This window comes from Raoultibacter phocaeensis, assembly GCF_901411515.1.
GTDB classification, from domain to species: Bacteria; Actinomycetota; Coriobacteriia; order Coriobacteriales; family Eggerthellaceae; genus Raoultibacter; species Raoultibacter phocaeensis.
On the sequence record NZ_CABDUX010000002.1, the window covers coordinates 1 to 13,295 of the forward strand.

Below are 13,295 nucleotides of genomic sequence, written 5' to 3' on the forward strand. Positions count from 1 at the left end.
GTATAATGGGTATGACCATACAGCATATTCAGATACGTGCCCGGATGTCGATCGGGTCTGCATGGTATCCAGGTTGGCTCGGGCAAAAGACGGAGGCGCTACGTGAGCGAACAATCTCAGGAAGTACGAAAGCTAGCGGCTCATGCCCTTGAAGACGATGAGGCTCTCGGTAAGGTGGTCGAAGACCTTTCCGGATCTTCCCGCAGGACACGTCAACTTGCGGCTTCGGCGCTTGCACTTGTGGTAAAAGATGCTCCCGAAAAGCTTGACGAGCATGCTGGAGCGCTTGTCGATGCGCTCAACCGCCCCGAAGCCCAAACCCGTTGGGAATGCCTCGACATCCTTACGGTGTTGACCGATCGGGATTCCCGTACCTGCGAAAAAGCGATCGCCGGTGCCGAGACCGCGCTGTTCGACGAGGATAGCGGACCGGTTCGTCTGGCGGCGATGCGGTTTTTATGCACCCTCGGCGCTACGACTGAAAACCGCTCGGAAAAGGTATGGCCTCTTATCGACGAAGCCATACAGTGCTATCACGGGGATATCGAGTTCCAGGACATGCTCGTTGCCGTTGTTGATTTCTCGGCAGGGAAGCTCAGCTCGCAGGTGAAGCACGCGCTTGCAGAACGCATGAGGTTCGATGCCGAAAACAGCAAAGGGGCCCTTAAGCGTCGGGCGACGCAGATCATCGAAAACGTTTCGTAACGCGAGGGTGATACCATGCGTTGTGCGGCGTATGACGAGTGACGCCTGAACCTAAGGAGGAATACGGCAATGGCAAGACATGCGGTCACCCTCATCCCCGGCGACGGCATTGGTGTAGAAACTTCTGCGGCCATGCAGCGTGTCGTCGAGGCGAGCGGAGCCGATATCGAGTGGCAGGGTGCCGAAGCGGGCGAATCGGCGATTCGGGCGCACGGAGTTCCGCTTCCTCCATCGACGATCGAATCGGTCAAGCGTACCGGGGTCGCCATCAAGGGTCCCGTTACTACGCCGGTGGGAACCGGGTTTCGAAGCGTCAACGTGGCGCTTCGGCAGGCTCTCGAACTGTACGTTTGCCTTCGGCCGGTTCACTCGATTCCCGGAGCAGGGGGTCGCTACGACGATGTGGATCTCGTCATCGTGCGCGAAAATTCCGAGGATCTGTACGCCGGCATGGAGTTCGAGGCGGGCAGTGAAGAAGCAGCCGAGCTGATCGCCCTGTGCGAAGAGGCCGGTCTTGGAAGGATTCGTCCTGATTCGGGTATCTCCATCAAACCGATCTCGGTTACCGCAACCCGCGCCATCGTTCGCTACGCATTCGATTATGCCCTCGCGCATCGGCGCTCGAAGGTAACGGCTGTGCATAAAGCGAACATTATGAAACATACCGACGGCCTGTTCTTATCGGTTGCACGCGAGGTGGCTGCCGAGTACGAAGGACGTGTTGCGTTCGACGATCGAATCGTCGATGCGTTCTGTATGAACATGGTCATCGACCCGTCGCAGTTCGACGTGGTCGTTTTTCCGAATCTGTACGGCGATATCGCAAGCGATCTCGGGGCTGGGCTCGTGGGGGGCCTGGGGATCGCGTCCGGGGCGAACATCGGTGAAAAGTACGCGGTGTTCGAAGCGGTTCACGGTTCGGCGCCCGATATCGCGGGAAAGAACATTGCCAACCCCACCGCGGAGATTTTATCGGCAGCGATGATGCTCGATCACATGGGTGAGCAGGCGTGCGCCGAGCGCATCCGCGCCGCTGTACGCTCTGTGTACGCCGAGGGAGAAACGCTGACCGCCGACATCCGCAAGGCGAGCGGATCTTCGCTTGCTGCGGCAACCTGCACCGAGTTCACCGACGCGCTTGTGCAAAAGCTCGGGTGCGGCTGAGCGAAACAGTAGATCAACGCGTCTTACGGCGCGCGAAGGAAATACATTGACGAGAGAGGCACGACACCTATGATGCAAGACCCAGCAACCCGCAGCGCGCAACTCGTTGTCGGCGAAGAGACGTACACGTATTATCCGGTCTCATCCGTTCCGGGCTCGGAGCGACTTCCGTATTCTTTGACCGTACTTCTGGAAAACGTACTCAGATGCGCCGAGAACGACGAAGAGGCCCACGAGTCCTGCGCGCGGATCATGGAAGCAGGTTGTTCGGGAGAAGTGGGGGAAGAGCTCTCGTACAGTCCCGCGCGCGTGCTGCTCCAAGATTTCACGGGGGTGCCGGTGTTCGTCGACTTCGCAGTTATGCGCGAGGCTATGGCTGCGCTTGGGGGAGATCCCGCGAAGGTCAACCCGCAGATTCCCTGCGATCTGGTGATCGACCATTCGGTGATCGCTGACGAGGCGGGATGCGCTTCGGCTCTCGAGAGGAACAAAGAACTCGAATTCGAGCGCAACGGCGAACGCTACACGTTTCTCAAGTGGGCCCAAAGCTCGTTCGAGAACGTGCGCATCGTACCTCCGGGGCAAGGCATCTGCCACCAGATCAACGTAGAGGAATTTTCCCAGGTTGCGATGGTCCGCGACGGGGCCGAGGGTAAAACCGTGTACTTCGATACGGTTGTCGGAACCGATAGCCATACGACGACGGCAAACGGCATTGGCGTCTTGAGTTGGGGTGTGGGCGGCATCGAGGCCGAGGCTGCGGCGCTCGGGCAGCCCATCACCACGCTCGTGCCGCGCGTGGTGGGCATCGAGCTGACTGGAAGCCTGTCCGAGGGCGTTTCCGCCATGGACCTCGCGCTCGTGTTCACGAACATGTTGCGTGCACGCGGTGTGGTTGGTGCCTTCGTCGAGTGCTTCGGGCCCGGGCTCGAGAGCCTTACCGCAACGCAGCGCGCTTGCGTAGCGAACATGACGCCCGAATACGGATGCACCTGCACACTGTTTCCCGTCGACCGCCAGACGCTCGATTATCTGCGTGTGACCGGGCGAAGCGACGAGCAGATAGCGCTTATCGAGGCGTATGCGAAGGCCCAGGGCTTCTGGAGCGATCCCGCGGCCGAACCTCGCGTGTATGCCGAGGTCATCAAGCTTGATCTCTCCACCGTGCGGCGCAATCTCGCCGGTCCCTCGCGGCCTCACGACCTTATCGTTGCCGCCGATGCACAAGAGGCATTTCGCTCGGTATGCGCCGATCGCGGCCTTTCCCTCGACAAGCGGGTTGCCGTTGAAGTGCGTGGCGAGCAATGCGAAATCAGCCACGGCGCGCTTGCCATCGCTGCGGTGACGAGCTGCACGACGGCAACCGATCCTGCCATGATGATCGCTTCGGGCCTCGTGGCCAAGAAAGCGGCGGATGCTGGCCTTGCTGCGAAACCGTGGGTCAAGTGCGTGCTCGCGCCCGGCAGCAGGGCAACCGAGCTTCTGCTCGAGCGAGCGGGCCTCGTAGACGGCCTGCAAAAGCTCGGGTTCTACAACTGCGGCTTCGGCTGCATGAGCTGCATCGGCAATTCGGGCCCCATCCTGCCTGCGATGCACGATGTAGCGGGTGAGATCGAGCTTGCGAGCGTTCTTTCGGGCAACCGCAACTTCGAGGGCCGCATCTCGCCCGACGTTTCCCAAAACTACCTTGCTTCGCCTGCGATGGTCATCACGTATGCGCTCGTGGGTACGATGGATTTTGATTTCGAGAACGAGCCGATCGGCTCGGGCGCCGAGGGCGAAGCGGTGTTTCTCGCCGACATCTGGCCGAGCGACGAGGAGATCGCCCGAGCCCTCGACGAGCAGGTGACCCGCGATCTTTACGAGAAGGGCCGCGAAGGCCTCATGGACGGCGATGAGCGCTGGCAAGCCATTTCGGTCGACCCGAGTGCGACGTTTGCTTGGAATGACGATTCGACGTACGTTCGTCGTGCTCCGTACTTCGACGGCATGGCGGCCGAGCCTGCGGCCGTAGAGCCCATCGAAGGCGCGCGCGTACTCGTGAACCTCGGCGACTTCATCACGACCGATCATATCAGTCCTGCGGGTTCGATTGCGCTCGATTCGCCCGCAGCCGCCTATCTGCGCGATCACGGCGTTGCGGAAAGCCTCTTCAACACCTACGGTGCGCGTCGCGGCAACCACGAGGTCATGATGCGTGGCACGTTCGCCAACGTCAAGCTGCAGAACAAGCTAGCCGAGGGCAGGCGTGGCTGCTGGACCACCGATCAGCTCACGGGCGAGATGGCGAGCGTGTTCGATGCAGCCATGGATTACGAGAGCGCGCAAGTCCCGCTCGTGGTGCTTGCCGGTAAGATGTACGGCAGCGGTTCGTCGCGCGACTGGGCGGCTAAAGGCCCGATGCTGCTCGGCGTGCGCGCGGCGTTTGCGATGAGTTTCGAACGCATCCACCGCTCGAATCTCATCGGCATGGGCATTCTGCCCCTGCAGTTTTTCGAGGGCGAAAGCGCCGAGTCGCTCGGGCTCGACGGAACGGAGACCGTGACCATCGGCGCCGTAGACTTCTCGAACGGCCTGCCCGACCCGAGCGTCGTAGCGGTGGCCGCTTCCAAAGCCGATGGAAGTACGGTGGATTTCGAGGCGATCGTCCGCGTTGATACGCCGACGGAGGGCCGCTACTTCGCCAACGGGGGCATCTTGCACTACGTGCTTCGCAATTTGGCCGAATAGCGCTTGGCTGTACAGCGCCTCGGTGCTGTGCGGAAAACGACGAAATGCGGCCCGGGGCGATGCGAAAGGTTGTTGCCTTGGGCCGCTTTGCCTTCGAAAGGGTTGGGCACCGTGGATCGAACTGCTCAAAGGTCGCCTCGCTTGGCCCGCTGTTCGAACCGCTATGCGCAGTCCGCGTATCACCATTCGGTAAACTTCGCGGACCAACCCGCCGTGTGCGGCCCTTTACGGTACAATGCTTAGGAAGTGAAAGCTCTATGCATTGCATTGTGCACTGAGAAGGGATGTTTATTCGTGAAACAGACATCAGGTTTGGATGCCTTGTTGGAAGCCCTGCGCCAGTCGGGCGTCGATGTGGGCGGCGGCGGTAACCCATTCGGGGGCGGTGCTTCCCAAGGAGGCGACGACGAGGACGCCTCGTCGGGCGGCGGCACGCGCCCGCCGCGGGTGGAAGTATCGTTCGGCGATAAGATGGCCGCATGGGGCAAGAAGGCGATCATCATCGCCATTATCGTAATCCTCATCATCGCGGCTGTCGCGTATTGGTGGTTCCATCCGCCCATCAACATTCACTCGACCGATACGTGGACGTTCGTTGCCATCTTCGTTTTACTGCCCCTGTTTTTGTTCTTCTGGGCGCGCTCGATGGCGTACAAGAAGGGCACTGGCAAATACGAGTACAACGAGAAGAAGGCGAAAACGTTCAAGATCGCCTCGTATATTCCCGTGCTCGTCATTCTCGTGGGCGTGATCGGCGCGGTAGCCTCGCTTTCGTTCTTCCCGGGCAACGCCGAAAAATACGCGAGCATCTTGAACACCACGAACGACGAGTTCGCCGAGGACATCAAAGAGGTCGACTACACCCAGATTCCGGTCATCGACCGCGATTCCGCAGTGCTTCTGGGCAACCGCACCATGGGTTCGATTCCCGAATACGTGAGCCAGTTCGAGATATCGCCGCTCTACAGCCAGATCAACTACCAGGGAAGCCCCGTGCGCGTGAGTCCCTTGGGTTATGCCGACCTGTTCAAATGGCTCGCAAACCGCGACCAGGGCATTCCGGCCTATGCGCTCGTCAACATGACCACGCAGGATGCCGAGATCGTGCGCTTGGGCGACAACCCGATCCGCTACTCCCAATCCGAGCCGCTCGCGCGTAACATCGATCGCCACGTGCAGCTCAAGTACCCCTTCTATATGTTCGATCAATTCGCGTTCGAGATCGACGACGACGGCAAGCCATGGTGGATCTGCCCGGTGCAGGCCCGCACGATCGGCCTGTTCGGCGGCAAGACCGTCCAGCGCGTAGTCATGTGCGATGCGACCACGGGCGAGTGCACCGATCTTGCGGTCGAGGAAGTGCCGCAGTGGGTTGATCGCGTGTACCCCGCAGACCTGTTGGTCGAGCAGTACAACTGGTATGGTGCGTACAAGGACGGCTGGATCAACTCTTGGCTCGGTCAGCAGGGTGTCGTGCAGACGACGCCGGGCACCAACGGCCAGCTCGGGTACAACTACATCGCCAAAGATGACGACGTGTGGGTATACTCGGGCGTCACGTCCGCCACAGCCGATAATTCCATCGTCGGATTCGTGCTCGTGAACCAGCGCACCGCCGAATCGCATTTCTACGAAGTTGCGGGCGCAACGGAAGACTCCGCTATGCGTTCGGCCGAGGGCCAGGTACAGCACCTCGGGTACAACGCGACGTTCCCGCTGCTCATCAACATCAGCGGCCAGCCCACGTACTTCATGGCGCTCAAGGACAACGCCGGCCTCGTGAAGATGTTCGCGATGCTCGACATCCAGCGCTATCAGAACGTCGCGGTGGGCAATACGGTCGAGGAAACGCAGCAGGCGTACAAGGCGCTTTTAGCCACCAACGGCGTCGAGCTCGAAGACGAGGGCGATGCGAGCATCGTTACCGAAACGAGCGGAACGATCGAGCGGATCGTGACCGCGGTCGTAGACGGCAATTCGCATTTCTACGTGAAGCTCGTCGACGATACGAACCTCTACGATTTCGCGCTGCCGCGCTTGATGGGAATCGTTGCGTACGCCGAGGGTGACGAGATATCGTTCAGTTACCTCGATTCAGACGGAGTGTGCGTGGCTGAAGAGATCATCGGGGAGCGGGTATCGTCGCAGGCGGCCGCTGCGGCCGCGAAGGCGGCGAACCCCTCGTCGGCAGACGGTCAGGCACAAGGCGGCGCCGAAGCTGCAGCCGGTGCGGCAGGGGAGGCCGGTGCGGAGGCCCCTGCAACGGGCGGTGCTGCGACTTCCTCGTGAACCTCGTGAAATCGCTTGACTTACGGATGGATCTCGCTAGTATATAACGGTGCGCTTTAGCGCATGGAATGAAAGATTGTTCCGCTGCCCAAGACAGCAGGTACCGAAAGGTTTAATCGCGTAAGCGGCCCGCCGAGGTGGTCTGTAAACAAACGGTTTTACGACCCCTGCTGTCATTGCGCATCAGGGGTCGTTTTCTTTTGCATGAAGCTTAAGGATTCACCCACGAGCGGTGCGGAACCTGAGTTTGCATGGAAAAGGAGGTGTACTTATGCCCAACGTACATAACGTCGAAACGCTCGGCCTTATCAAGGATGAGCTCAAGGATGTCAACGCCATGTGGGTCGTCGATTATCGCGGCCTCACGGTCAAGCAGATCCAGGAGCTTCGGACCAAGGTGCGCGAGGCCGGCGCGAGCATGAAGGTGTACAAAAACACGCTCATGCATATTGCCCTGGATGACCTCGAGCTCCCCAATATGGACTCCATCCTCGAAGGCCCGTCAGCGTTCGTGTTCGCCGGCGAAGACCCGGTTGCTTCCGCGAAGGCCCTGAAGGACTTCACGAAGGTGAGCAAGGATCTTGAGATCAAGGGCGGCATGATGGACGGCAAGTTCGTCGATGCTGGGCAGGTCGAGGCCATCGCTTCGCTGCCGTCTCGCGAGGGACTCATTGCAATGCTGCTCGGCACGATCAGCAACCCGCTGGTCCAGACGGTGCGCGTGCTCAACGCTCCCATGGAGGCGTTCGCCCGTTGCGTCAACCAGATCGCAGAGCAGAAACCCGCAGCTTAAGCGCTGCATGAAGCCGGCAGCCTGAACGGCTCCGGCACCTGACAAACGAAAGAATCGATCCGCTCAGAACGCGGACGAAAGAAACAAAGGAGAATCATCATGGCTGTGTCCCGTGAAGAGATCGTCGAGGCGTTGAAGGAAATGCCCGCCCTGGAACTGTCCGAACTCGTGAAGGAACTCGAAGAGGTCTTCGGTGTTTCCGCTGCCGCTCCGGTTGCCGTTGCTGCCGCTCCGGCCGCTGGCGACGGTGCTGCCGCCGCTGAAGAGAAGAGCGACTTCGACGTCGTGCTCGAGGGCTTCGGCGACAACAAGATCGCTGTCATCAAGGTTGTCCGCGAGATCACCGGCCTCGGCCTCAAGGAAGCCAAGGAGCTCGTCGAGAGCGCTCCGAAGCCGATCCAGGAAGGCGTTGCAAAGGACAAGGCCGAAGAGCTCAAGAAGCAGCTCGAGGATGCCGGCGCTGCCGTTACCCTGAAGTAGTTCACGCGGTTTTCGCCGCTTGCCGCTTTGTGCGGCGCTGCAAGGTGTTTTCGGTATCTTCATGATCCTAACGCCTTGGAAACGAAATGCAGGAGGGAAGCAAACGCTTCCCTCCTGTTGTGTATAGTGGACCCAATTCATGGTAGAAAGGATCCTCATGCAAGCTGGTTACTTCAAGACCGCATGGAACGACGTAAAGAATTCCGAGGGATGGTTCGGCAAGGTTTTGCTCCTGGCCCTCATCGCGCTCATTCCCATTTTCGGCCCCATCGTAGTAGCGGGGTATCTCTTCGGTTGGGCGCGCGATATCGCGTGGGGAATCCACGGCCCGCTTCCCAAGCACGTATTCGGCAACGAGGACGGTAAACTCTACAGCCGCGGTTTCTTCGTGCTGGTGATCGGCTTCGTGTTCGCGCTGCTTCCGTGGGTCATTGAGCTCGTATGGGCCTTCATCATGGGATTCGGATCTCTTACGTTCGGGCATGGCGGCATGGGCAACTGGGGCGGCATGTTCATGTTCGGAGGCTTACTGACACTCGTGTTCACGGCGCTCACCGTGGCATCCGCCTTCATCGCCATGATGTTCCAATGGGTCGGCGCAATGCGTATGAGCATTTACGGCCGGCTTTCCGCGGGGTTTCAATTCAGTAAGATGTGGGCGATGATGAGGCGCGATTTCGGCGGGCTCATTCGCATATTCGGCATGAGTATCCTGCTGTCGCTTATCCTTTCCCTCATCCTGTACGCCGTGTTCTTCATCCTGATCTTCGCGATCGTGTTCATCGGCATCTTCGCGACGGGCGGCAACCTACGCGCCGATCACCTCGACGGCAACGTGTTCGGCTGGATCCTCGCGTTCGGCGGACTATCGGTGGTGGGCATGCTTCTCGTGAGCTACGTTCTGGTAGCTGCAGTGATTTGGATCGAGATGCTCGTGGTTCGCGCGCTCGGGTACTGGACGCGTCAGTTCGACGTGCCGGCATGGCGCGGACAGGACGATCCGATGCCTTTCGAGTTGCACGAGGCGGCGGCGCGGCAAGCCCAACAACCCTATCATCATCCCGGGCCGCCCCCAAGCGGTCACTAGTTCCTCGCTTCGAAAACCATCGCGTCTTACAGAAAGCGGCTCCGATATTCGGGGCCGCTTTTTCCGTTCGCGGGCGATTCTTTGCCAGTCGTAGGCAAAAATCGGCGTCGTTCGTTGACCTTGTAATCGTTGCAACCCCCATGATTGGCCCACAGCACGAAACGGTTCCCTACGTCTACGTAAAGGACGAACGCATGTAAGAAAAGGAGGCACGTCATGAAAGCGACGAAACAGGAAATGGCTCTGAGGAAGTACCCGACCGCTTCTGAGAGAATCGATGTAGCCGCCATCAACGCCAAGCGCCCGAAGGCTACGGCGCCCATCAGCAACCTGCACGGCGAGATGCTCTGGTCGGTGGTCAAGAAGCTTCGCGAGCCCGAATTGCTTGCCTTCCTTGCAAACCCCGAAGAGCGCCGCGCCGCGAAGATCGCCGCCGTGGCCGCACTCGAAGATATCGATCTTCTGATTGCCGTGGCAACGGCCGCCGTTCCCCTGTTCGCCCGCAAGGATGCGCTCGTGCGCATCGACGAGCTGTGCGACGGAAAGCCCTTGGAAGTATCCGACGCTTTGCGTCTGGTTCCCTGTCTCAACGATAAAGACCTGCTCGCCTTCACTGTTTCGCTTATGGACATGAGCGATTTCGATTGGTGCGCGTACTCTACCGAACGTACCGTGGATGCGCTCTGCGCCGCCATGTACGAATGCCAGAGCATGTACGAATCGGTTCTTCTCGAAGACTCGTTCGCGCATCTCAGTCATTCGCGCCCGGATCTCGCAAAGAACCTGCGCGCCTGCAGCCCCGAGAAGTTCCTCACGGAAGACACGTTTGCTCCCGTGACCCCCACTGTGATGTACCTCGACCGCTATCCCGTTGACAACGTTGCCTAGCCGATCCTTGCAGACGAAGAGTAGAAGGGAACCCCTCATGAAGAAAAGCACCCGTACCGCATTCATCAGACACATGCTCGAAAACGAGCGATCCATCGAGCCTTCCCCCGAGTTCAGCTACAAAGCGCTCATCAAGAGCAGGCAGGACTACGACAGCATGTACGAGCGTTCGATCAACGACTCGGAAGCGTTTTGGGCTGAGATGGCCGAACAGGAGCTTGAGTGGTTCAAGCCATGGGATGCGGTCGAGGAGTACGACTTCTCATCCGAAACCCCGTATGCGCGCTACTTCCGCGGCGGCGAGCTCAACGTATCGTACAACTGCCTCGACCGCCACCTCGAAGGTCCTCGCAGGAACAAGGCGGCTCTCATCTGGCAGGGCGAGCCGAATGAAGATGTCGAGATCTTCACCTACCAGCGCCTCCATCGCGAAGTCTGCAAGGCGGCCAACATGCTCAAAGCGCTCGGCGTGAAACGCGGCGATCGCGTGGTCCTCTACCTTCCGATGGTTCCCCAGCTCGCCATCAGCATGCTTGCGTGCGCCCGCATCGGTGCCATCCACTGCGTCGTGTTCAGCGGCCTTTCGGCCGAGGCCCTCAAGGACCGTATTGAGGATTCGGGTGCGAAGGTGGTCATCACATCGAACTACGGGTACCGCTCCGGCAAGATACTGCACCTGAAAGATATCTGCGACAAGGCGCTCGACATGTGCCCGCAGGTCGAAGCCTGCGTCGTGGTGAGGCGCATTGAAAAGCGCACCGACATGAAGGTCGATCGCGATGTGTGGTGGGACGATTCGATGGCCAGCATGTCGCCGCATTGCGAGCCCGAGAGCATGGAAGCGACCGATCCGTTGTTCATCCTGTATACGAGCGGCTCGACCGCAAAACCCAAGGGCATCCTCCACGGTACCGGCGGCTACCTCTTGTATGCGACGCTTACCATGAAGTACGTCTTCGACCTCAAGGAAACCGACATCTACTGGTGCACGGCCGATGCGGGCTGGATCACCGGGCACTCGTATTTGGTGTACGGACCGCTGTCGAACGGCGTGACCTCGCTCATGTTCGAGGGCGTGCCGAACTACCCGCATCCCGACCGCTTCTGGGATGTCGTTGAGAAGTTCGGCGTGAACATCCTCTACACCGCTCCGACTGCCGTCCGTTCGATGATGAAAGACGGCGAGCAGTGGATCAACAAGCACGACATCTCAACGCTGCGCTTGCTCGGCTCGGTGGGCGAGCCGATCACCTCGAAAGCGTGGTTGTGGTATTACTCCGCCATCGGCCAGGGCCATTGCCCCATCGCCGATACGTGGTGGCAGACCGAGACCGGCGGCGTCATGATCACGACGATACCCGGTGCGGTCGACATGAAGCCCGGATCGGCAGCGTTGCCCTTCTTCGGCATCCAGCCCAAGGTCGTGCGGCCCGACGGCACCGAGGCGTCGGCCAACGAAGGCGGCAGCCTTGTCGTATCCCATCCCTGGCCCGGCATGATGCTCGGGGTGTACAACAATGAGGAAGCGTTCAAGAACGTGTACTTCCCGAATCCCGGCTGCTATCTCACCGGCGACGGCGCGTATCGCGACGAGGACGGGTACTTCTGGATCACGGGCCGCATCGACGACGTTATGAACGTCTCGGGTCATCGCATCGGTACCGCCGAGGTCGAGAGCGCGCTCGTATCCTACCTGCAGGTTGCCGAGGCAGCGGTTGTGGGGTATCCGCATCCGGTCAAGGGCGAAGGCATCTACGCCTACGTGACCGTCAAAGAAGGTTCGGTTATCAACGACGATCTGAAGCAGGCGCTTCGCCAGCACGTGCGTTCGAGCATCGGACCCATCGCGACTCCTGACGTGATCCATTTCGCCCGCGCACTGCCGAAAACGCGAAGCGGCAAGATCATGCGGCGCATCCTGCGCAAGATCGCGGCCCAGGATACCGAGAACCTGTGCGACACCTCGACGCTTTCCGAGCCTTCGGTCGTTGACGAGCTGATCGAAGAGACGAAGCGCTTGAGCGCTTAGAGGCTATCGGCCTGAATCTGATCGGGCCGGGCGCTTCAAACCTGTTGATATCGCCCGTGGCACGCGAAACGCTGTCACGGGCGATAGCCGTTTCGGGCCTTGCGGTGGGCAAGGTGGGATCGACGGATCGATGCGGTGCGTGCGGCTACGCGTCGACCAAGACCGATATGTGGATCAGGTAGTCTTCCGACGAATCGGACATGATGTAGGAGTTCATGTCGAGCTCGTACAGGGGGCTGAGCATCTCGAAGCCCTCTTTCTTTATGAAGTGAAAGAGCTTCTCGTAGGAGCGTGCGATGGTGCTCGTTCCGCCCTGGTGGAGGATGACCGCATAGTTGCCGCGCGCCTTTTTCTCGAGGCGTTCGCCGAAGCGCCGACGGTTTTCGGGAGGAGCAATCCATGTGACCAGTTTGGTGTAGAAATATTCATCGGGCTTATCCGTATCGGGGATGTCGACGATGCGTCCGAGCGGAAACTTCGAGACGCCGGCGGCTGAGCGGCAGAAATCCGAATGCTCGCTCATGGCCTCGGCATACGCCTTTTGCGTGCGCTCGCGCTCGACCTCGGTCGTGATGAACCATATCTCGTCCCAATACGCGAGGCGCGCTTTGCCCTTTGGGAACAGCAACGCGCGCTGGGTGATGTAGCGCATCTTCTCCATCATCGAGATGCGGGCATCGATGATGTCGCGCTGCTTTTCCATCTCGTAGATGCAGTTCTGGGCGTTTTCGAGGAACAGTTCGGTGGATCGGTTGTCGAGGTATTCCTTGATCTCTTTCATCGACATGCCGGTGTCGAGGAAGAAGCGGATGACGTCGAAGAGGTAGAGCTGCTTGAGGGAATAGTACCGGTACCCGTTTTCGCGCACTTCCTTGGGTTTGAGCAGGCCTATTTTGTCGTAGTGAATGAGCAGTTCCCTGCTGACATTGCACATCTGGGCGAACTCACCCGAGGAAAGCAGCAGCGAATTCTCCATGTATAAGCCCCCTTACGTCCAGCCGTCTGGCGGCTGGGCCAGAACTCGGCGAAAGCGCGCATTGAGCGACCGTTCGCGAGCATTAGCCTCTCACATATGAACCTACCGAAATTCTACCATCGGGGGCCTTCGGGTTCGCGCTACAAAGCGGGCA

Annotated in this window: 10 protein-coding genes and 1 other annotated feature; of the genes, 9 read left to right on the forward strand and 1 reads right to left on the reverse strand. The window is 59.6% G+C overall.

What is annotated here, in order from left to right:
- Nucleotides 1-102 precede the first annotated feature (102 nt).
- The 9 genes from FJE54_RS07920 to acs all read left to right on the forward strand — a co-directional run bounded on the left by FJE54_RS07920 (nt 103) and on the right by acs (nt 12,165).
- Nucleotides 103-705 carry a HEAT repeat domain-containing protein gene (locus tag FJE54_RS07920; RefSeq protein ID WP_139652268.1) on the forward strand — a complete coding sequence of 201 codons (603 nt, stop codon included), beginning with the start codon at nt 103-105 and terminating at the stop codon, nt 703-705.
- Between the two features lie 69 nt (nt 706-774).
- On the forward strand, nt 775-1,869 hold the full coding sequence (locus FJE54_RS07925; RefSeq protein WP_139652269.1) for an isocitrate/isopropylmalate dehydrogenase family protein: 1,095 nt from the start codon (nt 775-777) through the stop codon (nt 1,867-1,869).
- Between the two features lie 72 nt (nt 1,870-1,941).
- Nucleotides 1,942-4,599, forward strand: a complete 2,658-nt coding sequence (gene acnA / locus FJE54_RS07930; protein WP_439653137.1) for an aconitate hydratase AcnA — start codon at nt 1,942-1,944, stop codon at nt 4,597-4,599.
- A gap of 294 nt (nt 4,600-4,893) precedes the next feature.
- Nucleotides 4,894-6,888: a Tat pathway signal sequence gene (locus tag FJE54_RS07935; RefSeq protein WP_139652271.1), complete on the forward strand. Its 1,995-nt coding sequence runs from the start codon at nt 4,894-4,896 to the stop codon at nt 6,886-6,888.
- A gap of 69 nt (nt 6,889-6,957) precedes the next feature.
- Nucleotides 6,958-7,096 (forward strand) — a sequence feature (ribosomal protein L10 leader region).
- A 63-nt stretch (nt 7,097-7,159) separates the two neighbouring features.
- Entirely contained in the window at nt 7,160-7,681 is a 522-nt protein-coding gene (rplJ, locus tag FJE54_RS07940) for a 50S ribosomal protein L10 (protein ID WP_139652272.1), read from the forward strand.
- Nucleotides 7,682-7,780: 99 nt separating this feature from the next.
- The gene (gene rplL / locus FJE54_RS07945; RefSeq protein WP_139652273.1) at nt 7,781-8,161 is read left to right on the forward strand and encodes a 50S ribosomal protein L7/L12; all 381 of its coding nucleotides are present in this window, start codon (nt 7,781-7,783) and stop codon (nt 8,159-8,161) included.
- A 157-nt stretch (nt 8,162-8,318) separates the two neighbouring features.
- Nucleotides 8,319-9,248, forward strand: coding sequence for a DUF4013 domain-containing protein (locus FJE54_RS07950; protein ID WP_139652274.1), 930 nt, complete (start codon nt 8,319-8,321; stop codon nt 9,246-9,248).
- Between the two features lie 216 nt (nt 9,249-9,464).
- Nucleotides 9,465-10,136, forward strand: coding sequence for a hypothetical protein (locus tag FJE54_RS07955; protein WP_139652275.1), 672 nt, complete (start codon nt 9,465-9,467; stop codon nt 10,134-10,136).
- 37 nt (nt 10,137-10,173) lie between these two features.
- Nucleotides 10,174-12,165 (forward strand): acetate--CoA ligase, encoded by a 1,992-nt coding sequence (gene acs, locus FJE54_RS07960; protein WP_139652276.1) that lies wholly within the window; start codon nt 10,174-10,176, stop codon nt 12,163-12,165.
- A 145-nt stretch (nt 12,166-12,310) separates the two neighbouring features.
- Here the strand turns inward: acs and FJE54_RS07965 are convergent, their stop codons facing one another.
- Entirely contained in the window at nt 12,311-13,141 is an 831-nt protein-coding gene (locus tag FJE54_RS07965) for a MerR family transcriptional regulator (RefSeq protein WP_139652277.1), read from the reverse strand.
- Nucleotides 13,142-13,295 lie beyond the last annotated feature (154 nt).